Origin of the sequence: Acinetobacter piscicola (assembly GCF_002233755.1) — a bacterium.
GTDB classification, from domain to species: domain Bacteria; phylum Pseudomonadota; class Gammaproteobacteria; order Pseudomonadales; family Moraxellaceae; genus Acinetobacter; species Acinetobacter piscicola.
In genome coordinates, this window is sequence record NZ_KZ268704.1 from 267,119 (window position 1) to 293,373 (window position 26,255).

The 26,255-nt window shown below is 36.6% G+C and carries 21 protein-coding genes; 10 read left to right on the forward strand and 11 right to left on the reverse strand.

From position 1 onward, the window contains the following. The first annotated feature begins 31 nt into the window (after positions 1 to 31). Positions 32 to 373, forward strand: coding sequence for a hypothetical protein (locus tag CDA10_RS01175; protein ID WP_089603688.1), 342 nt, complete (start codon positions 32 to 34; stop codon positions 371 to 373). 67 nt (positions 374 to 440) lie between these two features. On the opposite strand, the gene CDA10_RS01180 is transcribed toward CDA10_RS01175, so the two are convergent. From CDA10_RS01180 to CDA10_RS01195, 4 genes are all read right to left on the reverse strand, one after another. Further along, positions 441 to 962, reverse strand: coding sequence for an acyl-CoA thioesterase (locus tag CDA10_RS01180; protein WP_089603689.1), 522 nt, complete (start codon positions 960 to 962; stop codon positions 441 to 443). A gap of 395 nt (positions 963 to 1,357) precedes the next feature. Next, complete coding sequence (locus tag CDA10_RS01185) at positions 1,358 to 2,299, reverse strand: patatin-like phospholipase family protein (RefSeq protein WP_407640361.1); 942 nt, start codon at positions 2,297 to 2,299, stop codon at positions 1,358 to 1,360. 340 nt (positions 2,300 to 2,639) lie between these two features. Further along, positions 2,640 to 3,875 (reverse strand): sodium/glutamate symporter, encoded by a 1,236-nt coding sequence (gene gltS / locus CDA10_RS01190; protein ID WP_089603691.1) that lies wholly within the window; start codon positions 3,873 to 3,875, stop codon positions 2,640 to 2,642. Between the two features lie 588 nt (positions 3,876 to 4,463). Beyond that, complete coding sequence (locus tag CDA10_RS01195; RefSeq protein ID WP_089603692.1) at positions 4,464 to 5,714, reverse strand: DcaP family trimeric outer membrane transporter; 1,251 nt, start codon at positions 5,712 to 5,714, stop codon at positions 4,464 to 4,466. A 421-nt stretch (positions 5,715 to 6,135) separates the two neighbouring features. Here CDA10_RS01195 and CDA10_RS01200 point away from each other — a divergent pair, with 421 nt between their 5' ends. The 7 genes from CDA10_RS01200 to dapE all read left to right on the forward strand — a co-directional run bounded on the left by CDA10_RS01200 (position 6,136) and on the right by dapE (position 13,146). Continuing rightward, positions 6,136 to 6,840: a nitroreductase gene (locus CDA10_RS01200; RefSeq protein ID WP_089603693.1), complete on the forward strand. Its 705-nt coding sequence runs from the start codon at positions 6,136 to 6,138 to the stop codon at positions 6,838 to 6,840. 247 nt (positions 6,841 to 7,087) lie between these two features. Then, the gene (locus CDA10_RS01205) at positions 7,088 to 7,972 is read left to right on the forward strand and encodes a phosphoribosyltransferase family protein (protein ID WP_089603694.1); all 885 of its coding nucleotides are present in this window, start codon (positions 7,088 to 7,090) and stop codon (positions 7,970 to 7,972) included. 50 nt (positions 7,973 to 8,022) lie between these two features. After that, entirely contained in the window at positions 8,023 to 9,525 is a 1,503-nt protein-coding gene (locus CDA10_RS01210; RefSeq protein ID WP_089603695.1) for a nicotinate phosphoribosyltransferase, read from the forward strand. A gap of 242 nt (positions 9,526 to 9,767) precedes the next feature. Continuing rightward, positions 9,768 to 10,508, forward strand: a complete 741-nt coding sequence (gene ntrR, locus CDA10_RS01215) for an ADPR responsive transcriptional repressor NtrR (RefSeq protein ID WP_089603781.1) — start codon at positions 9,768 to 9,770, stop codon at positions 10,506 to 10,508. 183 nt (positions 10,509 to 10,691) lie between these two features. Next, a complete protein-coding gene (locus CDA10_RS01220; protein WP_089603696.1) occupies positions 10,692 to 11,579 on the forward strand; it encodes a DUF1853 family protein in 888 nt (295 codons plus the stop codon). Between the two features lie 128 nt (positions 11,580 to 11,707). Then, complete coding sequence (locus tag CDA10_RS01225; protein WP_089603697.1) at positions 11,708 to 11,848, forward strand: entericidin A/B family lipoprotein; 141 nt, start codon at positions 11,708 to 11,710, stop codon at positions 11,846 to 11,848. A 164-nt stretch (positions 11,849 to 12,012) separates the two neighbouring features. Beyond that, positions 12,013 to 13,146, forward strand: coding sequence for a succinyl-diaminopimelate desuccinylase (gene dapE / locus CDA10_RS01230; RefSeq protein WP_089603698.1), 1,134 nt, complete (start codon positions 12,013 to 12,015; stop codon positions 13,144 to 13,146). A 99-nt stretch (positions 13,147 to 13,245) separates the two neighbouring features. On the opposite strand, the gene CDA10_RS01235 is transcribed toward dapE, so the two are convergent. The 6 genes from CDA10_RS01235 to pilG form a co-directional block, all read right to left on the reverse strand. Continuing rightward, complete coding sequence (locus CDA10_RS01235; protein WP_089603699.1) at positions 13,246 to 13,701, reverse strand: hypothetical protein; 456 nt, start codon at positions 13,699 to 13,701, stop codon at positions 13,246 to 13,248. Positions 13,702 to 13,709: 8 nt separating this feature from the next. After that, positions 13,710 to 18,122 (reverse strand): Hpt domain-containing protein, encoded by a 4,413-nt coding sequence (locus tag CDA10_RS01240; RefSeq protein ID WP_089603700.1) that lies wholly within the window; start codon positions 18,120 to 18,122, stop codon positions 13,710 to 13,712. 139 nt (positions 18,123 to 18,261) lie between these two features. Continuing rightward, positions 18,262 to 20,331: a methyl-accepting chemotaxis protein gene (locus tag CDA10_RS01245; protein ID WP_089603701.1), complete on the reverse strand. Its 2,070-nt coding sequence runs from the start codon at positions 20,329 to 20,331 to the stop codon at positions 18,262 to 18,264. A 44-nt stretch (positions 20,332 to 20,375) separates the two neighbouring features. Next, on the reverse strand, positions 20,376 to 20,912 hold the full coding sequence (locus tag CDA10_RS01250) for a chemotaxis protein CheW (protein WP_089603702.1): 537 nt from the start codon (positions 20,910 to 20,912) through the stop codon (positions 20,376 to 20,378). Positions 20,913 to 20,915: 3 nt separating this feature from the next. Then, positions 20,916 to 21,284 (reverse strand): response regulator, encoded by a 369-nt coding sequence (locus CDA10_RS01255; RefSeq protein ID WP_089603703.1) that lies wholly within the window; start codon positions 21,282 to 21,284, stop codon positions 20,916 to 20,918. A gap of 21 nt (positions 21,285 to 21,305) precedes the next feature. Further along, positions 21,306 to 21,689, reverse strand: coding sequence for a twitching motility response regulator PilG (gene pilG / locus CDA10_RS01260; protein ID WP_089603704.1), 384 nt, complete (start codon positions 21,687 to 21,689; stop codon positions 21,306 to 21,308). Positions 21,690 to 21,973: 284 nt separating this feature from the next. Between pilG and CDA10_RS01265 the strand changes: the two genes are divergently transcribed. Both CDA10_RS01265 and CDA10_RS01270 read left to right on the forward strand, forming a co-directional pair. Beyond that, positions 21,974 to 22,621 carry a hypothetical protein gene (locus tag CDA10_RS01265; protein ID WP_089603705.1) on the forward strand — a complete coding sequence of 216 codons (648 nt, stop codon included), beginning with the start codon at positions 21,974 to 21,976 and terminating at the stop codon, positions 22,619 to 22,621. Positions 22,622 to 22,912: 291 nt separating this feature from the next. Further along, a complete protein-coding gene (locus CDA10_RS01270; RefSeq protein WP_089603706.1) occupies positions 22,913 to 24,628 on the forward strand; it encodes a proline--tRNA ligase in 1,716 nt (571 codons plus the stop codon). 61 nt (positions 24,629 to 24,689) lie between these two features. On the opposite strand, the gene CDA10_RS01275 is transcribed toward CDA10_RS01270, so the two are convergent. Next, entirely contained in the window at positions 24,690 to 26,186 is a 1,497-nt protein-coding gene (locus tag CDA10_RS01275) for a tryptophan 7-halogenase (protein WP_089603707.1), read from the reverse strand. Positions 26,187 to 26,255 lie beyond the last annotated feature (69 nt).

Genomic DNA, 26,255 nt, shown 5'->3' on the forward strand with positions numbered 1-26,255 from the left:
CTGTCTTATAAAAATCAAGGAGAAAATACCAATGCTTAAAAAGTTCATAACCATTGGATTATTAGCAATATTACTTATAGCCTGTTCTAAGCCTTTGCCTGTAGATAAAAAAGACTATATAGGCACGTGGCAAAGCGCTGATGGTCGAATTAGTTTAATAATTAGCAATGAGGGTCGACTGGAATATAAAAATAAACAACCTAATTCAAGTACCTCTGTTTCCGCGCCAATTACCGAGTTTAGTAGTTCTGGTTTTAGTGCAGGACTTGGCTCACTTTCAACTGAATTTAAAGTCAGTCAAGCACCGCAACAAACCGCAGATGGAACATGGACAATGACTGTCGATGGGCATCAATTAAAGCGACTTAATTAAAGAAACGATAATAAAATTTTGAACAAATAAAAAAACCTCCATAAAGGAGGTTTTAGCTCAACAACACTTAGCTATGAGAAGCTTTTTTATAAATACTACAAGAAGGATGATGGTTTTCTTGTAAACGAGCGACTTTACGCTGTTCAGCTGCTTCAAAACGACAACGCTTCCAATCATTATCTAAATCTAAAGATGGAATTTGTTGTGGCTTACCATTTTCATCCACAGCAACCATCGTAAAATAGCAACTATTGGTATGGCGAACGGTGCGTTTTTGAATATTCTGTGCTTCAACACGAATACCGATTTCCATAGAAGTACGACCAACATGGTTCACACTTGCTAAAAAAGTCACAAGCTCCCCCACATGAATTGGTTCTTTAAAGTTTACCTTATCAACCGAAAGGGTCACAACATAACTTCCTGAGTAACGACTTGCACATGCATAAGCCACTTGATCAAGAAACTTAAGGATGGTTCCACCATGTACATTACCTGAAAAGTTTGCCATGTCAGGCGTCATTAAAAAGGACATGGTCAATTCTGACTGATCATCTGTAGCTGGGATCATTTGATCTAATGGAGACATCGTATTCTAAACTCTACTTGGACAGGAGATTTACACTTATTATTATATATCTTTTCATACAAAAAACATGTTTAATTCGGCAATTGGTCATTCCTTAGATTGATGATCCGAAAGCGTTTCATTTATTTTAAATATATTCTTTTGATTTATAGTATATTTTTTAAACTTTAGACACTTTCATCTAAAATACTCTCTTTGTAAACTTAAAACCTTCCATCTTTATTTTTCAATTTTATAATCATATCTAATGTATCGACCACATCTACACATTAAAAATAATTTGACCATTTTATATTACAATTTTTATTTAATTCACTTAAAAATATTTAAGTGAATTTTGGGTAAAAAATATATCTAAACATGAAATTAAAATATAGATAAAGAATTGAAATAACTTAGTTCAAAGCGTGATACTGCGCGCTCTCAGACTTACTTTTTGTCTTACTTTCTATGACAACATCCAAATCATGCATGCGTAGATTAGCCGCATCAACACCAGCTTGCATGGTATCTTGGCGCCCTTTCACATCAAAAATATGTGCTTTTTCACGTAGATCAGGTTGAATCACAATATCTGCATTTTTTAATTCATCAGCAGCCAGTTTATTCTGCATAATGTTAATATTTTGGTTAAACAAACCCCAAACATTGGTCGTTTCAGTATTTTCAGGTTGTGCCAAAATATCGACTGCAATCACAATATCTGCGCCCAATTCTTTCGCAATATCCACAGGTACAGGGCTGACCAAACCACCATCTACATATTCTTTGCCTTGAATAACTGTCGGAATAAACATACTCGGAATAGATACGGAAGCTCGAACAGCTTGCCCTGTATTACCATAGTTAAAAACTGCACGTTGTCCATTTTGCAGTTCGGTTGCGACCACATACATTGGAATCTTCATCTTTTCCAATGACATTTGGCTGACTTGTTTATTGACATAATCTTCAACTTTTTGACCGTCAAAAAAACCTTTCATACCAATTTTAAAGTCGCGAACATCACCTACTTTCATATCTAAAGCAATTTGACGTAATTGTTCAGCAGATTTACCACTGGCATAGATTGAACCAACAATACTCCCTGCACTGGTACCCACAATAAAATCAGGTTGAATACCATGTTGTTCTAGCGCCTCAATCACACCGATATGCGCATAACCACGAGCGCCACCACTACCAAGTACAAGTGCAATCACGGGCTTTTCATTGCTGACGTTTTTAAACTGATAAAAACTTTTATCTAACGTTGATGCAGCTTCAGATACTTTTGGTGAATGTGCAACTGCGCTTTGTCGATCTTTTTTTATAGGTGAATATACGCAAGCAACCAAAGTTGAACTACATAACAAAGAAATGAAAAGTTTGTTGAGCAAAGACATAATCTCAGATTTAGAATGAACCGAAACGATTCGGTATATAAACATAATTTACAATGCATTGTTGTTGTATTTATTTAAACTGTCATTATTTTTAGATATTGTATAAATTATTTTTCTAAAAAAATAAGTAGTTATGTGCTGAATAAAAGTTTTGTATGCGATAACAACATCATCATTTTTAAGTGATTGGTTACATTGCTTATAATGAGTATAGTGAAATTTGGTTTTAATGATTGATTCTTAAATAAAAAAGCCAGTCAAGTGACTGGCTTTATGACTTGATACAGATATTTTAAGCAATAAACTTCAAAATCAATTGAATCACTGTGGCATTAATAATATCAACAAAGAAAGCACCGCAAAGTGGCACAATTAAGAATGCTTTATGTGAAGGCCCGTACATATTGGTAATGGCTTGCATGTTTGCCACAGCTGTTGGCGTCGCTCCCATACCAAAACCGCAATGCCCTGCTGCTAGAACTGCTGCATCGTAGTTTTTCCCCATTACACGGAACGTTACAAATGCAGCATATAAAGCCATGGTTAATGTTTGAGCTGAAAGAATAACAACCAATGGACCTGCAAGATCTGCCAACTGCCATAATTTAAGAGATAGCAGTGCCATCGCTAAATAAAGCGAAAGTGCAGCATTACCAAATACATCAATTGCACGATCAAACATTTTTACACGAAGGATGCCTTCTAAAACATTTCGAAGAATGACACCACCTGCAAGTGCCCATACAAAAGTCGGTAATTCAAACCACTGCCCTTTACTATAACCTGTCATAAAATCAGCAAAAGCCAAACAAGCAGCAAATAAACCTAAAGTCGTAATGGCATTATCCGCAGTGATTAATCGAACTTGATGAGGATATTCAAAAGGAACGTATTCCCCCAATTCTGTTATTGGTTGGCTATTCGTTTCCTTCACTTCTTTTCTTGTTTTAGGACTTGATAATTGATAACGGTTAATCAGCAGTTTAGCTAAAGGTCCACCAATGATTCCTCCGATAATTAAACCGAAAGTTGCACTTGCCATACCGAGTGCTAAAGCACCTTGTATACCATGTTGAGTTTCAAGAATCTCACCCCACGCACCAGCAGTACCATGACCACCTGTAAGCGTAATTGAACCTGCAATTAAACCGATCAATGGGTCTAAACCAAGTACTGTCGCTAAGCCCATGCCTACAAAATTTTGTACAACAATAAATGATGCAACACAGATAAGGAATACAACTAAGCCAAAGCCACCTTCTTTGAGTTTTGCAAAGTTCGCACTTAAACCAATCGAAGCAAAAAATACCAACATGAAACTGGTTTGTAATTCACTACTTGTAGTAATGCTATAACCCCAGATGTTATGTACCAATAAAGAAATAACCGCAGCAACTAGACCGCCCGCAACTGGTTCTGGAATGTTATATTTACGAAGAAAATCTATTTTATTAACTAGGAATCGTCCTAGTAAAAGTACAATAACCGCTGCAATCAGCGTATAAAAAGCATTAAAAGTAAATTCCATTGAACTGATCCATGCTATAAAATACCTTGAGTTTTACATTGAATAATTTTAAATATTGCAAATAGTTCATTAAATATACAAATAATATACGATCTAAAAAAGATCCAATTTGTAATATTAAAAAAGATCCAATTTGCAATCCAAAAGGATTTAATGTCAAATTAAAGGTAAAAAAGAGAAAGATATATCTTAAAAGATGGGAAATAAAAATGGGTTAAAGTGTGTGACTTAAATATGAACAGAAATGCTATATTCAAGCAACTTCAAGAAGTTTTGAGTCATGTGGTGTTACTCCAATTATAGATAAAAGATCGTTCCATCAAATAATGAGAAAAACAAAATATTGTGAAATCCAGCGCAGATAAAAAAGGGTAACTTTTCATCAGACTATCAAAAATATCAATAGAAAAAGCTTTAGAAATAATTCATTTCTAAAAAGAGCGCCTATTATCCAGTTTTTTTTATAAAAGTCTTTATTTTTTACAATTTTTTCTGATATTTAAGTCTATAAAGTATAAATTTCGATTGTTAGATATATAAAAAACCGAGGAATAATCCTCGGTTTTTTGAGCTTAATACTTTCTAAAATTAGAAGTTGTATTTTGCCATTAGACCTACACGGTTATCTTTATAAGATTGGCCAGCAAAAGTTTCTCGTTTACCATTCACATATTCAATACCTAGATCGATTGGTTTAGCCGGTGAATAAATCACATTGACCCAAGCTTGTTTAATTTTTTCGTTTGCGGTTTGGTTTGCTTTAGCAAAATCAGTACCGTCATCAGCCAATACTGTACCATAAGCTAAAGTAGAACGTAGGTTCGGTAAGAATTTGTATGTCGCGCCTACTTGAATAGCAGTAAATTCATTCTGTTCAATGTCACCATCTACAACAGAGAATGCATTGTTACTTGCGTATAAATAGTTACTGTTACCTACCACATAAGAAGCATCAGCAAAAACCTTTAATGGATCAATTACTTTAAAGTCTGTACCTAAAGCAACACCCCAACCTGTTTTATTATCATCTGCAGCACTAGACTTATAGTTTTCAACTAAAGCACGACCCGAAACAGTACCTTTTGAGTTTGCATAAGTATGCGCAACTTTCGCAGTTAATACAGGTAGGCTATATTTAATTGAAGTACCTGCGCTATTACCTTCTTCAGCGGCAACTAAAAGTTTAGTACTTGGCGCTAAGTTATATGCATAACGTACTTGTGGAATACGTGTCGTACCGCCACCGGCGTTTGTAGAGAAGTCGATCATTTCTGGCGCATGGCTAGAAAGGAAGTTAGACGTCGTTTGACCAAATAACCAGTTGTTATAAGTCAAATATGCATGACGGATACGAAGGTTTTCGCTTGCGCCATTTCCTGCAAAATCAACCTCAACTTTACCGCCAACTTTTGAATCGCCTGCTGGAGTAGAGAAATCTAAACCAATACGAGTCGTTTTAGCTGTTGCACGTAACTTATCTTCCGCTTCGCCATTTGTAGCAGCTACTTTGTTGAAGTCATCATCCGCACCTTCGATGATGTAGTTTGCATCACCACGTACGAAACCGTAAATATTGATGTCTGCACCAGATTTAGATTTTAAACCAGCTAACGGAGAAGACGCTTGAGGCTGTGCTGCAACTTCTGCAAGTCGAACTTGTTGCTGTTGTTGAACTTGTTGTTGCTGTTGAAGTAAAGCTTTAAGCTCTTGAACCTCAGTACGTAATTGCTGAATTTCTGCGCTGTCTGTAGCAGCATGAGCTGTATTTACCATTAAAGCTGTGACGGTTAATGCTAAGCTTTTAATGACAAATGACTTGCTGTTAGTGAATAGACTCATGAAACACTCCTAGTCTTATTTATGTTATGCATCCGTACAATTCAATTTTTTAACCCCAATACTTTGTTAAAAAATTAAATTTTTATTGTTTTCTTCAGTAGTTATTCAAACACCACATTCAAAAACACTGCACTTTGTATGCCTGCTATTAAATTATGAAAGCGTTGAAACTAAGTTAAAACCCAAAAGTAACAATTTGTGTATAATTCCTACACTGTTGTAATCTAGCGTAACTCAACCCCTTTATTAAAATCAGTTTTACCGAATAACATATAGTTTTCAATTCTTTTTTTAGATTAGCATTTCTATAATCGTTATATAATCGGTAGCTTAGAGAAAACAACTAAATTTTTTAAATGTGCTTATACGACTATCGTATTATAGTTTATACAATAAAATAACCATATAAATCGGAGTTTTTATGAGTTCAGAACAAACTCAAGCAGTTGATCAAGCCATTACGAGCCGTCATTCAGTACGTGCTTTCTTAGATAAAGCGGTTGATCCCCAGACCATTAAGGATATTTTAAGCGTAGCGTGTCGCGCACCATCTGGGACAAATACTCAACCTTGGAAAGTCTACGTCGTCACGGGAAAAAAACGCCAAGAAATGATCAATCGTGTGTGTGCCGCTCAAATTGAGTTATTCACCACACCAGAACTTGCAAAACAATACCAAGAAACTTTCCCCTATTATCCAGAAACTTGGATTTCACCCTTTATCGATCGTCGTCGTGAAAATGGCTGGGGATTGTATGGACTTCTCGGAATTCTGAAAGGTGAAAAAGAAAAGATGGCGGCGCAACAACTGCGTAATTACCAACTGTTCGATGCACCTGTTGCCTTATATTTTACTGTGAATAAAACTATGGGGATTGGTTCGAAAATGGATATTTCCATGATGGTTCAAAATGTCATGATCGCCGCCAAAGCGCGAGGTTTGGATACTTGTCCGCAAGCGGCATGGAACCATTTCCACACTATCGTTTTAGACATTCTTGATGCACCAAATGATGAAGACTTGGTATGCACCGTTGCATTAGGTTATGCAGATCCAAATCACATCGTAAATACATTTATCACACCACGTGAACCTGTGGAAAATTTCACTGTATTTCTAGACTAAACATAAAAATCTAAAGGTGAAACATTAAAAAAACCATAAACTTTTGAGCAGATATAAATTCATTCTCTATCTGCTTTTTAAGAAAAATATATTGATAAAACAAAGTATTGTTAAATTCCAAACACTCAGGTTAAAAATCATGCTTCCCGTACATATGTAATTTTATGTTAATTTCCACTTGTCAAATATAATGTCCTTATGACACTATATTTGTATTGGCGATAAGCCACCTTATAGAGATATAAAAATGTCTATTCAAGTCAAAGATATAAATAATGAAATAGTTGCAATCAAAGTCATGCAATTTGCTGGTGGCGAAAGACATGTTCAAATTGATGCGACAAGATTGAATCAATTAAATGGTCGAGTATTTATTCGAGCTCAAATCAATAACAGCCAAGATTTAATGGATTATTTGTTAATAGAAAATGTTTTATTAAATCAAAAGTTAGAAATTGAAATAGAAATGCCCTACTTTCCTTATGCACGCCAAGACCGTATTTGTGCAACAGGACAAGCTTTTTCTTTGGACATCATGACCAAGCTGCTGAATATCAATACAGAAAAATTTCCACAACAACGCAAATCTATCACTGTATGGGATGCACATAGTACAACCACTGAAAAACTCCTAAATGAAAATACTCAGTTTTTGAAAGTTGAAAATGTGCAACCCAGTGAAATTATTTTGCAAGATTCAACACTGATGAGCATTTTAACCGCTGAAAATACAGTTTTAGTCTGTCCTGATGCAGGTGCAAAACTTAGAACAGCAAATCTTGCAGCGGCGATCAATCCTTTGCGTAAGCAAAATATTGAAATGATTCAGTGTGAAAAGAAACGTAACCCACTCACTGGAAGGCTGATGAATTCTCAGGTAAATGCGACTGATTTGACTGGGAAAACAGCCGTAATTTGCGATGACATTTGTGATGGTGGCGCAACTTTTATTGGTATTGCGGAAGAGTTGAAAAAGCTCAATTGTGAACACGTCATCTTATATGTGACTCACGGCATCTTTAGTAAAGGCATGCAGGTATTTGATGGTCTTGTCGATCAGATTTTCACAACAAACAGCTTAATTCAACAGCAATACAAAAACTTAAATATCATTTACTTCAGTCGTAAATGATCACATCAACCGATAAAAATGAATGAAATGTTGAAACTTGGAGAATAACAATGAGCTTTAAAATAAACCCTTTAAATGCAATCGACTTTTATAAAGCAGACCATAGACGTCAGTACCCGACTGGTACAGAATATGTTTATGCGAATTTCACACCACGTTCGTCACGTTTGGCCAATATGTTGCCTGACTTTGAAGACAAAATCGTCTTTTTTGGCTTACAAGGTTTCATTCAGCACTTTCTTATTGAAACTTGGAATGAAGGCTTTTTTCAACAAGACAAAACCAAAGTCGTTACAGCATATAAACGCCGAATGGACGGTGCTTTAGGTGATGGTGCTGTTCCTGTTGAGCACATTGAAGCTTTGCATGATTTAGGCTATTTACCAATTCGTATCAAAGCTTTAGCAGAAGGCAGTCGCGTTAATATTCGCGTACCCGTATTGACGATTATCAATACATTGCCTGAGTTTTTTTGGCTGACCAATTATTTAGAAACCGTACTTAGCGCTGAGCTTTGGAAAAGTTGTACAACTGCAACGATTGCTTACGAATACAAACGCCTACTCACTGAATATGCATTAAAAACTGGTGCGCCCCTCGATTTTGTGGCGATACAAGGCCATGATTTCAGTAGTCGTGGCATGAGTGGTATTTATGATGCAACACAAAATGGTGTTGGTCACTTAACCAGTTTTATCGGTACAGATGCTGTATCTGCTATCGACTATGCAGAAGAATACTACGCTGCAGAGGGTATCGTTGGGGTCTCTGTCCCTGCAACTGAACACAGCGTGATGTGCATGGGCAGTGAAGATAAAGAAATTGATACCTTTAGACGTTTAATTTGCGAACTATATCCTTCAGGTGTGGTGAGTGTTGTCTCTGATACTTGGGACTTTTGGAGAGTGATCACTGAGTTTACTGTAGAGCTCAAAGATGAAATATTAGCGCGCCAACCGAATGCTTTAGGTTTAGCGAAATTGGTGTTTCGTCCAGATTCAGGTGATCCAGTTAAAATCATTTGTGGTGACCCTGATGCTGAAATAGATAGCCCAGCTTACAAAGGTGCAGTGCAATGTTTATGGAAAATTTTTGGTGGAACGAATACCGAAAAAGGCTACAACGTTTTAAATGAACGTGTTGGACTGATTTATGGTGATTCAATCACATTAGATCGTGCATTGAGAATATTGCAAGGACTTGAAGCCAAAGGTTTTGCATCAAATAATATCGTGTTTGGGATTGGCAGTTATACCTATAACTATTTGACCCGTGATACTTTTGGTTTTGCAGTCAAAGCCACTTGGGGGCAAGTCAACGGTATTCCGCGTGAATTGTTCAAAGATCCTATTACTGATTCAGGTGTGAAAAAATCTGCTAAAGGCTTACTGCGTGTTGAGCAGTCTGAAGATGGTTTTGTTTTATTTGACCAACAAAGCGCTGAGCAAGAACAGCAAGGTGAATTAAAGGTTGTCTTTGAAAATGGACACTTGATAACCAAATGTACTTTAAATGAAATTCGAGCAAAAATAGATGCTTATTTAAAAGACTAAACTCGCATTTACAGCCCCAATAGTCCTGCTTTTTAAACTCAAGTAGGACTATTCATCTTTAGGATAAATGAAAACGACTACATCATAAATATCTAGGAAAAAATACTGAAGAACGAGATCGCCTATATTTGCAATTAATATCATCATTTAAAAGCAGATTTCAAATTTCCACTTGGCGAATTTCTATGACCCTGTAATAATCCTACAAGCTATTTCATTGAAAAAATCAAGTGAGTCTAATTGTGACGTTTACTTCTGAAAAGGACTTTCTCTCGAATTACAATAAAAAGGATTATGAATCTCCACTGTTCACTGTGGATATGGCTATATTTTCTGTAGATGCGGGACAACTACAAGTTTTACTGATTAAACGTTCTAATTATCCACAAAAAGACAAGTGGGCTCTACCCGGTGGCTTTATCGATTTGACTCAAGATCCTGATTTGATGGCTTCAGCACATCGCAAACTTGTTGAAAAAACAGGAATTCAGTCCCCCTATTTAGAACAAGTCGCAAGTATAGGCAATGCCACCCGTGACCCACGTGGTTGGTCAGTCACCGCTTTATATTTTGCTTTGATTGATTTTAAAGAATTTCAAAAAATTGCAACTACACAAACTGAATATAGTGAATGGGTTTCAATTGCTGATGCACAAAAACTAGATTTGGCTTTCGATCATGCACAGCTACTGAATATGGCGATTGAACGTCTTAGTAATAAAACACGTTATACCGCTTTACCTGTAAGTTTGATGCCAAAATTATTTACTCTGACTGAGTTACAGCACATTTATGAAATCATTTTAGGGCAAAGTTTGGAAAAAAAATCATTTAGACGTCGTATGATTGAAGCAGGTGCTGTAGAGGAAACCGATCAATCTAAAATTGCAGGAAAACGCCCTGCTCAATTATATAAATATGCTTTAGACAGTTATGATTTTCATTTTCCACGTATTTTAGAATACCCAAGAGAACAGCATTAGCATTGCTTTAAATGATCTATAGATAAAGAGAAAGCTGACCCGTTATAAATCATGCATGACTAAGTGTATTGAGTGTTATGCTCAGTTGAATGACCAGAAAACACCGTTTTAGTGTGACGTTTCTACTCCCCATTTACATGATGAAAGCAAATTTTGATTTAAAAAAGGAAATCAAAAAACCATATGGACACTTATTTTGAACCTTGGTTAAGCTACAAACATCCAATCGTTCGGCAACTTGCATTCTGTATTGCCAGTCCAAATATCATCCGAAGTCATCCACAAGAATTAGAGATTAAAAACCATTTTGAGTTGCATCACACTCAATTCTGGCAACAACAATTCGACTTGTACCAAAGTAGATTAGCTGAATTAGATATCAATCCTGAACCGCTAATCTTGTTTCTACAGCAATTAAAAAGTACAAGGCTTGGACTACGCTTTGAATATTTATTTTGGTTTTGGCTACATGATGGCGCTCAAACAAACTTCAAACTGATTCAACACAGTATTCAAATTATTGAAGGAAAAAATACCTTAGGCGAAATTGATTTTTTAGTTTTGAATCTTGCAACACAACAAATTGAACAGTGGGAAGTTGCTTTAAAATATTATCTCGGTGAAGCGAATTTAAGTTTAGAACATTGGTATGGCTTAAATCGTAGTGATACGTTATTTCGTAAACTCAACCACTTTTCAAGCAAACAGTTTCAATTTACCCAAGCTTTAGATTTGAATATTGAAAAGAAATTTGCAGTGATGAAAGGACAACTTTTTATTCCACGTTCTAGACACTTACTTTCTGACACGAACTCTACAGACAGTACAGCCCTTCCTGCTTGGCTCAACCCTGCAAGAAGAGTGGGAACATGGGGACATCAAATTGATAACAGTTTATATCGTTTACAGCGCCACGAATGGATTTGCCCAGATTTAGTACAATCTTCAGCGCTTGCTCAATGGTGGTGTAATGGTCTATATCACAATATTCAAACACAACAGTTCTATATGTTTCGTCAAGCAGCCTTACTTGCTTCAAAAGCATCTGCTTCAAAAGCACCTATTCTGTAAATAATATGTAATTTTTCATGTGATTGCATACACTTTTTAACCAATTATCTTATAATGGATCATATTTCTAAAGCTTTGCATTATTTAAACTTGGGAAATATATAAATAGATTACAATTGGAGATGTAAATGAAAAAAATTTTAGTTGCTTCTATGGTTGTTGGATTTATTTTAACAGGTTGTAACACTGTTAAAGGTGTGGGGCAAGACGTATCTAAAGTTGGTGATGTTGTAACGAACACCGCTGAAAAAACTCAAGATAAGCTGTAAATTCTGTACTTTAGCATTCTGTAGTTACACAATAAGTCCGATCAAAAGATTGGGCTTTTTTATTTACATTTATAATAGTTTTAAACCTTCTCGAATTTTTTGATTTTCTTTCAGTTTTATCTTCCTCTATTATATCGCTCAATTTACTTATTTGATCATTGTCCATGAATCATTCGGATACGTTAGACCTGAGTTTGCAACTTCTTCGTCAACCTTCAGTTACCCCAGTTGATCACACTTGCCAACCCATCATGGCTGAGCGCTTAGCTGCAGTTGGTTTCAATATTGAAAATATGCGTTTTGAGGATGTTGATAATCTTTGGGCAAGACGTGGTACTCAAGAGCCTGTCTTCTGTTTTGCAGGTCATACCGACGTTGTTCCTACAGGTCATCTAGATGCTTGGCATTCAGATCCGTTTTTACCTGAAATACGTGATGGTAAACTTTATGGACGTGGCAGTGCGGATATGAAAACCGCATTGGCGGCGATGGTGGTTGCTTCTGAACGCTTTGTCAAAAAGCACCCAAACCATAAAGGCTCAATTGCTTTTCTTATCACTTCCGATGAAGAAGGTCCTTCGATTAACGGTACAGTAAAAGTGATCGAGACTTTAGAAGCACGTAATGAAAAAATGAAATGGTGTTTAGTCGGTGAACCATCAAGTACCCATACCCTTGGTGATATTGTCAAAAATGGTCGCCGTGGCTCTTTAAATGCTGTTTTAACAGTGAAAGGTAAACAAGGCCATGTAGCCTACCCTCATTTAGCAGTGAACCCCATTCACATCGCATCTAAAGCCATTACTGAGCTATGTGACACGGTGTGGGATCATGGAAATGAATACTTCCCTGCAACTTCTTTCCAAATTTCGAATATTCATGCGGGTACAGGAGCAACCAATGTTGTACCTGGAACAATGGCGGTAACGTTTAACTTCCGCTATTCAACAGAAGTTACAGCTGAGCAGTTAAAGGCACGTGTTTTGGAAATTTTAGATCGAAACAATCTTGAATACGACATCAAATGGACATTATCAGGTTTGCCATTTTTAACGCCTGTTGGTGAATTGGTGAATGCAGCAAAAACGGCAATTAAAAATGTCACAGGAACTGAAACTGAGCTTTCAACCAGTGGTGGTACATCTGACGGTCGTTTTATTGCCCCTACAGGTGCTCAGGTTCTGGAATTAGGTGTATTGAATGCTACCATTCATCAGATCAATGAACATGTCAATATCGATGAATTAGAGCCTTTGGCTGAAATTTATGAACAAATTTTGATAGAATTATTGGCATAGTTTTGTTTTAAAAACAATTTTTAATATATTTGAATAGAACAAAGGACGCTTTAAGCGTCCTTTGTTCTGAGTACGTTGTTGCTTTTATCAAGTATTGATTTATAGCCCAATCTCTTGCTGAATTTGGTCTAAATTAGGTACATGATAAATTCTTTCTCCAATTTTTACGTGTTGTAAAATCGTTTTATCCGTTGAATTATTCTCAGCATCAACCACTTCAGAAATACGTAAACGAATTGAAGTCGGCATTTCATTACACATCAAAGCAAAATGTTCATCTGCTTCTTCACCTTCAATCACTAAAGCAACACCTAATGTTTTTCTAGGGTCACTGACACTGAACGCAGGTAATTTCTTTTCATGCCACTCTACAGCTTTTACATGCGTTGGACTATCCTGAGCAGAAAGAACGATATTCTGCGGGATTAACATTGGTGCCTTCTTATAACAGTCAATAATATAGGCATCGATAAAACCAGTAGACACAGTAATCAGATGTTGTAATTCTTGTGCACTAATTTTATCAATAGCAGACTTTTTAATATCTTTAGCCATGAGTCCTCCTATTTAACTGTTAACAAAGCATCAATATTTTCTAATAAATCAGCTTCTTGGAATGGTTTACCCATATAATTTGTCACACCCAAACTGAATGCACGTTCACGATGCTTTTCACCTGTTCGTGACGTAATCATAATGATCGGTAAATCACGATGTACTTCATGGTGACGGACTAAGTTGGTCACTTCAAAACCATCCATACGTGGCATTTCAATATCCAACAGCATCAAATCAGGTTTAACATTTTCAAGCTGCTCTATCGCATCGACACCATCTTTTGCCGTAATGACATCAAAACCTTGTCGTTCTAAAAGTCGCGAAGTAACCTTACGTACTGTCACTGAGTCATCCACAATCATAATTAAACGACGTTGATCACGATGACGCTGCTTATCTTGATGCGCATTCAGTGTATGACCACGTGTTGAAGCTTGGACTTGTCGTGCAATATTCTGACCATCCAAAATCAAACAAACCTGACCATCACCGAGGATTGTCGCCCCTGCAATCACATTGACCGTTGCAAATTGTGATCCAATCGGTTTTACAACAATTTGTGAACGAGAGCCAATTAATTGGTCAACCAAAATCGCAATCGATTGCCCCATGCTTCCTTTAATCAACAATACTGGTAATGAATGCCCAACACCGTGCAAACGAGGTGTAATTTGATTGGCCGTATATTCACCTAAATAACGCAACTTATAACGTTGGAAATCGATATCGAAGTAGTCATTTTGACTTTCAAAAAATTCTTCCAAAGCTGCTGGTGAAATACGCACGATACGATCAATTTGCGATAATGGTACAGCAAATTGTTGATCACCTACTTTCACCATCAAGGCATCACTTACTGCCACTGTTGTTGGTACACGAATGGTAAATGTTGAACCTTTGCCTAATTCCGAGCTAACAGTCACCTGTCCACCCAAGAGTTTGATCTCACTTTGTACAACATCCAAACCTACGCCACGACCTGAAATCTGCGTCACTTGTTGTGCTGTACTAAACCCTGGATGGAAAATAAATTGTAAAATTTCTTCAGCTTCTAGCTGCTGATCAGCATCGATCAAGCCTTTCTCAATCGCTTTAGTACGAATGATTTCAGGGTTAATCCCCTTACCATCATCACTAAATGAAACGAGAACATCTGTTCCTTGACGGGTAATATTTAAATCGATTTGTCCCGTAAGTGATTTGCCAAGTTTTTGACGAACTTCTGTCTCTTCAATACCATGGTCAATCGCATTACGAAGCATATGCTCCAAAGGAGAAACCAATTTTTCTAGAATATTACGATCCAATTCACCTTCAGTATTGTTCACTAAAAGCTCAGTTGGTTTATTCAAAGTTGATGAAGTTTGACGCACTAAACGTTGTAAACGTGGCAATAGACGTGAGAATGGTACAAGGCGAGTACGCATTAAACTTTCTTGAATTTCAGCTTGAATACGTGACTGTTGAAGTAATAAACCTTCTGTATCACGAATCTTTTCAGCCAAAGTCGTCTTAAAGTCAACCAAGTCAGATGCAGATTCAGCAAGTGATTTTGACAATTGATTGAGGGATGAATATTGATCCATCTCAAGCGGGTCAAAGTCAGCATAACGTGAGCCTAAATCACCATGTTTAGCAATAATTTGTGATTCAAGTTCGCCTTCCATTCGACGCAACTGATCAGCCAAACGTTTGATGGCCAATTCCATATCAGTCAAGGTATTACCTAACTGACCTAAATCCATTTCAATACGTGAACGGTTGATCGCATTTTCACCTGAAAGATCGATCATTTTTTCCACTAAATCAGCAGAGATACGAATCATCTCATTGCTGGTTTCAGTTTTTTCTGAAAGATCCCATTCACCTAACATTGAAGGCGGTTCAGTACCATCACCATGAACAACATCACTTTCAGACGTATCAAAAATCAAATTAGTACGAGCTAATTTATCTGGAAGTTGTGCCGAAACATCAACATATTCAATATTATGTAGTTTTAATTTTAACCCATCAAAATTTTCATAATGATGATTAAAAATTGCTGAGTCTAACCAATTAAACGTTTTTTCAAGCAAACCATCATAAACATTGGAGTTAAAGTTATGCAAACCAAATTGTTCGAAAGCATTTTCCAATTCATATGCAATATCAGCAGCTTGATCCAATTTCACCATCTTCGCACCACCTTTTAAGCTGTGTGCGATACGTTGTAATTGGAGTAATAAACTACGGTTACTACGTTGTTCAAACCAGTGAGATAAAATTCTTAAACCATCATCAATCAGTTCACGAGCTTCTTCAAAAAAAGTTTCTCGGGCAATTAACTCAGCTGGATCTAAATCAACATCAGCAGGCCTTTGCTCAACCGTTTGTGGATCAGTCGCGAGGATAATATCATCATCAATATGAGCAACTTCAACCAAGTCATCAGAAACCGTTGTAGATTGTGGTTGAGGGTCTGTTTGTGCTGCCGTATTTTTAGTTTCAAGTTGCTGATCTATATTCTGTAAAATGCCAAGAATATGATCTGCTGGATAATCGATAGATTTTTCACGAATGAGCTGAATACGGTCTGCCACATCATCTTGAATCAGTCGAATAGATTGGACAATTTGTGGTGTAACATTCAACTGGCCTTTGATTACACGCTCATAAATCGTTTCTAATTCATGTGCGATCAAACCAATATGTGTGGCTTGTACCATATTTGCACCACCTTTTAAGGTATGCAAATAACGCATTAAATTATTCAATGCTGTCGTATCTTTAGGATTACTCGACCAAGTATTTAGGTCTTGATCCATTTCAACTAAAAGCTCATCAGCCTCTTCAATAAAGATATCAAGAACATCTGCATCAAAAGCTTTTTGGCTCTGCTCTGAATCAATATTTTGTTTATCTTTACTAATTTGTGTTGAAACGAAATTACCTACAGATTCAACTGGGCTTGCTTCTGGTGCTGCAATAGCCGTATTAAGCGGCTTCTCTGCAGCTTGAACAGCAATACTTGCATCAATTTCTTGATGTAAATAGTCATGTAATTCAAGCAAAATCGCTTGAGTACGCTCATCTAAAATCACACGTTGCCCAGAGGCTAATGTATCGAATAAATGAATGAATTCTTGATGGGCTTTAGAGAAAATTTCAAATACATAATCTGTATTTAATAAAGCATGCTGCTGCAATACTTGATCATAGCTATCTTTCAACGCTAAGCTAAACTCATGAATCCCTTGTGCAGCACGATTATCTGTGTGCTCAACAAGTAACTGAGCCTGTTGGCTGAGTTGTTGAAAATATTCAGGATATTCAGTCTGAGCACGTTTTTCAAACTCAAACTCAGCATCAAGCAATAAATCAATTTCCAAATCGACCAGTTGTGATACTAAACCAACTTGTTGCTCATTTTCATGCTGATATTCGTTTTGGAAATCATAACGATCCCATGCTTCATTGAATTTTTGATAAATATTTTGAAGTTCTAAATCATCATGACCTTTTTGTTTTAAAACATGTAAGTAGTCGCTGACAAATTCTGCATAGTGAATCAGTAAAGTATTTTCATTCTTCGATGATTCGGTATCTTCCTGAACCAACACTTTAAATAATTGCTCTACCTTGCTACTGGCTTCAAATACATGATTGACATGTGCCATTGAAGAACTGCCGCGTAAAGTATGCAAGGCACGAATCAATCGATTATATTGCTCAGGCGTATGTTGCTCTAAATGCAAAAACTCATTAATTACAGCTAAATGGTCTTCTGACTCTTCAACAAAAATTGCCAATGTTTCAGAAATTAAACCGTCATCTGTACTTAACTCTACGGCTACTGGAGAAGTTTGTTCATTTTCAACCGCTACGACTTGAGAAGTTTCAGATACACCATCCAACTCTAAGCCAGTAATAACATCCACATTGTTTAATGTTATAGACAACTTCAATAAATCATCAAGCGCTGGCTCTAAACTTTGTTTTTGTTGTAATTGTTGTCCTAAATAAACCAACGGTGCCAAACTAAGATGATGTGGCTTTTTATTTACAAACTCTGGATAAAGTTTAAATTTATAAACGTTAAATACAGCATCTACATATTGCTGAATCGTTGTTGTCAGTTCTAAATTTTTTGCAATAATGCGGTTTAAAGTGTCTTCAACAGTCCAAGCAAGCTCACCCGATTGCTTTGCCCCAACCATACGGCCAGATCCTTTAAGCGTATGGAAGTAACGGCGAACATTCACCAACTCCTCAGCCTGAGCCTCACTTGTTTTCCATTGCACAAGCGAAGTCTGTAACATTTCAAAAATTTCTTCGAGTTCTTCTACAAAAATTCCTAAAATTTCATCGTCCTGATCTAGATAAGCATCTTCAGGTAAAGTGACATGTTCCACTAAATTTTTTAATATTTCTTTCATAGCTTAGGCTTCTATGTTAGTTCCCTTCTATGGGACTAAAACCTTTAAAACTTCAGTCAAACTGAATAACTTTAGAAGGCTATCATTCCTCGATGCAATACAAACTGTATCGTCAATATTGCATCGAGTACCAATCGTTTTATTCAGGTAGTTTAAAGTCTGAAACAGATTGACGTAATGAATCCGCCATGTTTGCCAATTCAGAAACTGAACGTGCAGTATCAAACGTAGCACCTGTTGTTTGCGAAGTAATTTCTTGTACAACATTCATCGTATTTGCGATATGACCTGCAGATGCAGACTGTAATTTCGCAGACTCAGAAATACTCTCAATCAATTTCGCCAAGTTACTCGATACAGTTTGAATCTCATCCAGTGCAACACCTGCATCTTTCGCAAGATTCGCACCACGCACAACTTCTGAAGTGGTTTGTTCCATCGAAATTACCGCTTCGTTAGTATCTGTCTGAATCGTTTTAACTAATGTTTCAATCTGCTTAGTTGCAGACGCTGAACGTTCCGCAAGACGCTGTACTTCGTCCGCAACCACGGCGAAACCACGGCCCGCTTCCCCTGCCATCGATGCTTGAATTGCAGCATTTAACGCCAAGATATTCGTTTGATCGGCAATATCGTTAATCAGAGAGACAATGTTACCAATTTCTTGAGAAGATTCACCCAAACGTTTAATACGCTTAGACGTTTCTTGGATCTGCTCACGAATTGTATCCATACCTTCAATTGAACGGTTTACAACATTCGCACCATTCGATGCAATTTGTACTGAACGTTGCGCTACTTCTGCTGACTCAGCAGCATTTGCAGATACGTCATCAATTGACTGTGCAATTTCGTTAATCGCAGTAGATGCACCTGCAATCTCTTGCGCTTGATGCTCAGATGCTTCCGCAAGCTGGTTGGTGATCTCTTGCGTATTTTGCGTATATTGCGCAACTTCTTGCGAAGTTTCGTGGATTCGAGATACAAGGTCACGTAATTGGTCAATCGCGAAGTTAATCGAGTCGGCAATTGCACCCGTAAAATCTTCCGATACCGTTGCATATGAACGTAAATCACCGTCTGCCAAGTCGGCAATCTCATCCAGTAAACGTAAAATCGCATTCTGGTTACGGTCATACTCATCTTGTAAACGAGTTACACGAACCTTATCTGATACACTACGTAAAGAAAGAAGTTTGAATACGGCAAATAAGAACGCACCTAAAGCCAGCAATAAAACCAACGCAGGTAAAACAGTGCCTACACCCGTATTAATTGAAAGACGGTTTAAGCTGTTTAACATGTTATCTGATTCAGCATAAATACTTGAAACAGCTTGACGTACTTTGAAAATTTGGTCTGAGTTCTTTAATACTGAGGTCGATGCTAACTGAACAATTTCATTATAGTCAGACTTAATACTTTCTAATGATTCACGCAATTCAGGCTTATCAATACGTGTTACACCTAAGTCAACATTACCATTTAATTGCGCATTCAAATACGTACCAAATGTTTCTGTATCGGCATTAAAATCTTCTGCTGATGCACGTGTATTATCAGAACCACCCAAGACCGAACCAATCGAACGTAAAATACGTTCCGCAATAAATACTTGGTTCTTCGCAATAACCACCTGAGTACTTGGCATATTGTCACGTGCCATTTGGTCAACCATTAGGTTGTACTCAGCCTGCATGCCTGGAATAGCATCTGCAACGGCAATGTTGGTGTCATATAATTGGTTAATGACTTTTTGTTGTGATGAAATCTGATCGATATCACTAGAAACTTTTGCCCAAATTTTTTCAGCATTCACAAGTTCTTTAGACGAAACATGAATGTCTTTCACAACATCTAAGTTTTCTTGGAATTTTTTCTGAGAAGCCACAAGTGCCTGAATCGATTCTTTAGAACCAGAATCCGTAGCATCTTTAGCTTGACGCGACAAAGTTTGAGATAAAAGTTTTAATTCACCCAAACTACGCGTTAAATCGTTATTTCGAGGAACCGTATAGAACAAAATTAAGAGTACAATCAGTGCAATTACAATACTGACGATCGCCATTTGAATGAAAGGCTTAGACTTATCGCTTTCTCCAAATAACTTAGCAAACTCATCAATTTTTGATTTCGTTTTGGTTAATACGCCTGGACTACTTTTTTGAGCAGTATCCCCTGTATTTTTCTTTTTTAGTTTAAAGCCCATTCAGCTTCTCCCGATTCGCTTAACTCTTCATTTAGGCGTCAAAGCTAGTTTATAAATTTTTCTGATGCATTCATGTATTGAGGGTCATTCAGCAAACGGCTAAACAAGAATACATTCCATGCTTGATTATGCTGTTGAAAATATCCTTGACAATACGATTGAAGGTTTTCTTCTAAATGATTATTTTTAGAAAAAAAACCTTTTTTATTAAAATGCTGAATCCCCAAGACTTGATCTACGACCAAACCGACATAATGATCATTATGGCTAATACATAAGACTTTTTGAGTAGGTAGAAATTGGCTTCTTTGCCCCGTTAAATAAAAAGCCAAATCGGAAACTGACAATAACCGTCCACGAATATTCGCCAAACCTTTCACCCAGCCCTGAACATTTGGAACTGGTGTATATTTCGGCGGATATATAACTTCCGAAACCTCCCCTAATGGAGCAACAAAATATTGCCCCATCATTTCAAATGCAATGCCTGACCATCGATTTACTTCACTGTCGTTATCTGCGTAATTTTTATTGCCCCGCTTAGACAGTCGAAGTAATTCGATAAATCCATTTGCTGCCATATATTATCCTGCTTGGAGATATTGCTTAATCGTATTGATTAGCTGATTCTCATCTATAGGTTTTGTTAGATAATCGCAAGCACCTTGGCGTTTGCCCCAAACACGGTCAGTTTCTTGATCTTTTGTACTGACAATTACAATTGGAATATGCTTAGTGGTTGCATTGCGTGCAATTTGACGTGTTGCTTGGAAACCATTTACACCTGGCATTACAACATCCATCAACACGAGATCAGGTAATTCAGCTTGAGCCAACGTTACACCATCCGCACCATTTGTTGCTTCAAGAACCTCGAATCCATGTTTTGTTAGAATTTCTTTAAATCTAAACATTTCTGTTGGTGAATCATCAACAATTAAGATTCTCGCCATTATTTTCCCCAAAATTAATCTTTAAGCACTTACATGATTGCGAATTGCATTTAATAATTCATCTTTACTAAATGGTTTTGTTAAATATTCATCTGAACCTACGACACGTCCTTTTGCCTGATCAAACAAACCATCTTTACTAGAAAGCATAATGACAGGAATATTCTGATAATTTTGAGAATTTTTAATTAAAGCGCATGTTTGATAACCATCTAAGCGTGGCATCATGATATCGACAAATACGATATCTGGATTTGCTTCAGCGATTTTAGACAGCGCTTCGAAACCATCTACAGCAGTGACAACGTCACAACCTTCTCGTTGCAATAATGTTTCAGCAGTACGACGAATAGTTTTTGAATCATCGATAACCATGACTTTTAGATTTTGAAATTTATCGTCCATTTAATGCCCCTTTCCGCTAGCTTGGATTGAATTGTGCTGAACAGATTTATTTTTACAATTAATCAGCTTTTTTTAACATATATTAACTAACTTTACCAATAAACATTTCTTGTCATAAATCGCATTACATACATAAAACACTGTAAAGCTCACATTAAAAAAAACATTCTGTCTTGTTTTATAACTTTATTGTTTATTAAACTTTTGTAAACACATAAGATGATCTTAGACTGATTTTAAAACCAAGTAAATCAATTTAGTTTTTGGGGGATGGTAGGCGTTAAATGAATAAAAAAATCTATTGTCAAAATCTAGGTTTAAAAACAAAAAAAATAACTCATGTATTTTTGTCGATCATTCTACTTTGTGCATGTATGACTACTATCTATGCAGAGCAACAAGAACCTAGAGCAGCATGGTACAGATATTACGATAAAAATGGAGTTGCCAATATTAGTACTTCTGTTACTCCTGCGCATATCAAATATGGCTATGAAGCATTGGATCGTAACATGCAAGTCATTAAACGCAATAAAGCCTATAGTGTCGAACGAGACCTACAACAATCTACATCACGTGCATCTGAAGTTCGAAAATTAGAACAAGATGCCCGTTTAAAACGGGCTTATGGGAATTCCACAGTTGCGTCAAACAAAAAGAATGAAATTTTGCAAAACATTAAACAGCAAATTAATCTGCAAAATCAAAATCTTAAACAACTACAAAGTGACCGTATATTATTAAAAAGACAAGAAATGGAGTTTTACCGTAAAGGAAGTACCGTGCCAGTCATTTTAAAGGATCGAATCAAATATAACTCAGAGAATATTGGACGCAGTAAAGGCTACATTGAAAGTTTGCAAAGCAATTACCAAAGCACTCAAGCCTACTATGACGACATAATCAATCGCCTAAAAAGACTTGAACAATGAAAATACAGCTTTGAAATAACAGGAATACTCAACTATATTTTTAAGATATCCTAATAAATATACGGATAATATTCTTGACTCAAGAGGCTCCTTTTTCTGCTTTTTAGAATTCTATCGCTTAGCAAACACACTCAAGTAAGAATTTTTAAAATAGATTTTTCACAATAAAATTCTCATAAATTTAAAACCACTGAGATCCTTATTTTAAATCAAGCCAACATTATAAATGTTCAGCTGATTTTTTTATCGTATAATCTCTGCTTTAAATCTAAGAATTTTAGGACAGTTTCCATGCGCGCGAGTCGCTTTTTATTTGCAACGTTAAGAGAAACCCCAAACGATGCTGAAGTTATTTCACATCAACTGATGTTACGTGCTGGGATGATTCGTAAATTGGCTTCAGGTTTATACAATTGGTTGCCGATGGGTGTACGTGTGTTAAATAAAGTTGAAGCCATTGTTCGTGAAGAAATGAACCGTGCTGGTGCTTTGGAAACATTAATGCCCGTAACTCAGCCTGCCTCTCTTTGGGAAGAGTCTGGTCGTTATGTACAATATGGTCCTGAATTACTGCGCTTTAAAGATCGTCATAGCAATGATTTCGTACTTGGCCCGACCCATGAAGAAGTCATTACAGACATAGCTCGTAACGAACTGCAAAGTTACAAACAACTTCCAATAAATTTCTACCAAATTCAGACTAAATTCCGTGATGAAATTCGTCCGCGTTTCGGTGTAATGCGTTCTCGTGAATTTATCATGAAAGATGCTTATTCATTTCATGTTGATCAAGCGTCTTTACAAGAAACTTATGATGTCATGTATGACACCTATTGCCGTATTTTTTCACGTTTGGGTCTAAACTTCCGTCCAGTTCAAGCTGATACAGGTTCAATCGGTGGCTCAGGTTCACACGAATTTCACGTGTTAGCTTCAAGTGGTGAAGATGATATCGCTTTCTCGACTGAGTCAGATTATGCGGCCAATGTTGAAATGGCTGAGGCTGTTTTAGTAGGTGAGCGTTCTGCACCCGTTAAAGCACTTGAAGTTGTCGATACACCAAATCAAAAAACCATTGCCGATGTTTCAACTTTCTTGAACGCTGATCCTGCACATTCTGTAAAAGCATTATTGGTTCAAGGTCTTGCAGATGAAAATGGCAAAGTACCTGTCGTTGCCCTATTCCTCCGTGGCGATCACGAACTCAATGAAATTAAAGCTGAAAAACATCCTCTCATTGCAAGCCCACTAACTTTTGCAACTGAACAACAAATTCAAGAAAATGGATTAGTCACAGGTTTCTGTGGCCCTCAAGGTCTCGTAGAAAAAGGCTTAGCCGTCATTATTGACCGTGCTGCATCTGTTCTATCTGACTTTGTTGCAGGCGCTAATGAAGTGGATAAACATGCAGTTGGTGTGAACTGGGAACGTGATGCTCAGTTTACTGAGGTATATGACTTACGTAATGTGGTTGAAGGCGATCCTTCTCCAGATGGCAAAGGTACAATTTTAATTAAGCGCGGTATCGAAGTCGGTCATATTTTCCAATTAGGTCAAAAATATTCTGAAGCACTTAACTGTAAAGTATTGGGTGAAGATGGTAGACCATTAGTTGTGACTATGGGTTGTTACGGTATTGGTGTAACTCGTGTTGTTGCTTCTGCAATCGAACAAAACTTTGATGATAAAGGTATCATTTGGCCAGCTGCCATTGCACCTTTTGAAGTTGCGATTGTTCCTATGAATGCACATAAATCTCCACGTACTGTTGAAGCAGCAGAAGCTTTGTATGCTGAATTGCAAGCTGCGGGTTATGACGTTCTTTTAGATGATCGTAACGAACGCCCTGGTGTTAAATTCTCTGATCTTGAACTTACAGGTATTCCACACCGTATCGTGATTGGTGAAAAGGGCTTGGACGCAGGTACTTTTGAATATAAAGGTCGTAAAGATGCTGAGTCTGTGAATTTAAGCAAAGAAGAATTGTTGGCTAAACTAGTGAAATAAACTTAAAGTTTATTCATAAAAAAACCCGCTTGATGCGGGTTTTTTATGCAATTAATACCTATTAACTAGGTTGTAAACCCAAACGTTGATATATATCGTTAATTTCCTTAGCTAATTTTTGACGCTGCTGAGAAGTTAAATCCATCAATTCAGGCACTGTAACTTCGGCTTTTATATGACCCAATGCTTGTGCTATCGCCAACCAACTATATACCCCAAAATGGTGCATTAAATCCATTTGATACTCTATAAAATCATAATCACGTGGTGTTCGATATTTCCAAATCTCTTTTAATTCTTTATATTTTTCTGACATTGGAATATTGACTGTAGATTTCCAAAAATCTGTATCAGCACGATTAGTATCATAATGCATTCTGATAAAATCTGCGACACCCTCCCAAGAGTTTTGATTTTGTTGGTTATAAAAATCCACTAAATGCTTTGATACAATACCTGCAGAATTTAAAATTACTTGGTCGAAAACTTCGAGTTGTAAAAGCATTTGACCAATAGATGTCGCTTCCAAAGGCTCAACAAAACCAGACGATAGCCCAACTGCCAATACATTATTTATCCAAATATTTTTATAATAACCCGCTTCAAATTTAATAATCTTAATTGGGTCAATGTGGTGACCTAACCACCTTTCGACCTCATCAACTGCTTTCTCTGGACTGATAAAAGAATCATTAAAAACGTAACCAGAGCCTATACGTTCTTGTAGAGGAATTTGCCATACCCAACCACTACTCATTGCCGTAGATCTTGTAACAAGTTCAGGATTTTTTAAACTATGTTGCAGATGAAATGGTATAGCAGTATTCATTACTAATTTATCAGACAAAGACACCCATTCACTATTAAAGTGTTTACCAATAAAAACTCTAGAAAAACCTGAAGCATCTATAACAAAGTCAGTTTTAATTTTTTGATTATTCACTTCTAAAAATTCGATGTCTCCACTTTGAGCATTTACAAGAATTTGATCGACCTTTGCTTCGATATATTTAATATTGCGGTTCAAAGCGATTTTCTTTAAATATTGTGCAACCTTATAAGTATCAAAATGAAAAGATGACAAAAAATTATGATCTTTCATATTCACAAACATATCTGTAATATTTTGCTGCGAGATATTTTCTTCTCTTAATTTTATCGAATCCACAATATTAGAGACAGCTACATTATGATTTGCTAAAACGGATAATATTGGGTAATAACCTTTTATTTTTTCATGCTTATTCAAATGAGGAAACATATGATAATACATATCATCGGGTTTCCCTGTTCGCCACCCTTCATATACAAATCCCAATTTATGTACAGCGTCCGTTTCTTGCATAAATTCAAGAAAAGGAATTTCTAAACGAATAAGACTGCTCATAAAATTAAGAACCCCCCCTTCACCTACACCAACTGTTGGAATTTCAGGGGTCGCGATTACACAAATTTCAACATTTTCTTTTAGACTTTTTCTCATTTGGAGGGCTGAAAACCAACCTGAAGTTCCGGCTCCAACAATACACACTCGTTTTATTTCATTAAAATTAATCATATTTATCAAATAATTATTTCAGACTCTTATCATTATTTTTAACTTTTATACTCTTTTTAATCAAGTATA

What these genes read in the sequence shown, in the direction of transcription:
- CDA10_RS01175 (WP_089603688.1), top strand. Translation starts at nt 32, where the DNA reads ATGCTTAAAAAGTTCATAACCATTGGATTATTAGCAATATTACTTATA.
- CDA10_RS01180 (WP_089603689.1), bottom strand. Translation starts at nt 962, where the DNA reads ATGTCTCCATTAGATCAAATGATCCCAGCTACAGATGATCAGTCAGAA.
- gltS (WP_089603691.1), bottom strand. Translation starts at nt 3,875, where the DNA reads ATGGAATTTACTTTTAATGCTTTTTATACGCTGATTGCAGCGGTTATT.
- CDA10_RS01195 (WP_089603692.1), bottom strand. Translation starts at nt 5,714, where the DNA reads ATGAGTCTATTCACTAACAGCAAGTCATTTGTCATTAAAAGCTTAGCA.
- CDA10_RS01200 (WP_089603693.1), top strand. Translation starts at nt 6,136, where the DNA reads ATGAGTTCAGAACAAACTCAAGCAGTTGATCAAGCCATTACGAGCCGT.
- CDA10_RS01205 (WP_089603694.1), top strand. Translation starts at nt 7,088, where the DNA reads ATGTCTATTCAAGTCAAAGATATAAATAATGAAATAGTTGCAATCAAA.
- CDA10_RS01210 (WP_089603695.1), top strand. Translation starts at nt 8,023, where the DNA reads ATGAGCTTTAAAATAAACCCTTTAAATGCAATCGACTTTTATAAAGCA.
- CDA10_RS01220 (WP_089603696.1), top strand. Translation starts at nt 10,692, where the DNA reads ATGGACACTTATTTTGAACCTTGGTTAAGCTACAAACATCCAATCGTT.
- CDA10_RS01225 (WP_089603697.1), top strand. Translation starts at nt 11,708, where the DNA reads ATGAAAAAAATTTTAGTTGCTTCTATGGTTGTTGGATTTATTTTAACA.
- dapE (WP_089603698.1), top strand. Translation starts at nt 12,013, where the DNA reads ATGAATCATTCGGATACGTTAGACCTGAGTTTGCAACTTCTTCGTCAA.
- CDA10_RS01235 (WP_089603699.1), bottom strand. Translation starts at nt 13,701, where the DNA reads ATGGCTAAAGATATTAAAAAGTCTGCTATTGATAAAATTAGTGCACAA.
- CDA10_RS01240 (WP_089603700.1), bottom strand. Translation starts at nt 18,122, where the DNA reads ATGAAAGAAATATTAAAAAATTTAGTGGAACATGTCACTTTACCTGAA.
- CDA10_RS01245 (WP_089603701.1), bottom strand. Translation starts at nt 20,331, where the DNA reads ATGGGCTTTAAACTAAAAAAGAAAAATACAGGGGATACTGCTCAAAAA.
- CDA10_RS01250 (WP_089603702.1), bottom strand. Translation starts at nt 20,912, where the DNA reads ATGGCAGCAAATGGATTTATCGAATTACTTCGACTGTCTAAGCGGGGC.
- CDA10_RS01255 (WP_089603703.1), bottom strand. Translation starts at nt 21,284, where the DNA reads ATGGCGAGAATCTTAATTGTTGATGATTCACCAACAGAAATGTTTAGA.
- pilG (WP_089603704.1), bottom strand. Translation starts at nt 21,689, where the DNA reads ATGGACGATAAATTTCAAAATCTAAAAGTCATGGTTATCGATGATTCA.
- CDA10_RS01265 (WP_089603705.1), top strand. Translation starts at nt 21,974, where the DNA reads ATGAATAAAAAAATCTATTGTCAAAATCTAGGTTTAAAAACAAAAAAA.
- CDA10_RS01270 (WP_089603706.1), top strand. Translation starts at nt 22,913, where the DNA reads ATGCGCGCGAGTCGCTTTTTATTTGCAACGTTAAGAGAAACCCCAAAC.
- CDA10_RS01275 (WP_089603707.1), bottom strand. Translation starts at nt 26,186, where the DNA reads ATGATTAATTTTAATGAAATAAAACGAGTGTGTATTGTTGGAGCCGGA.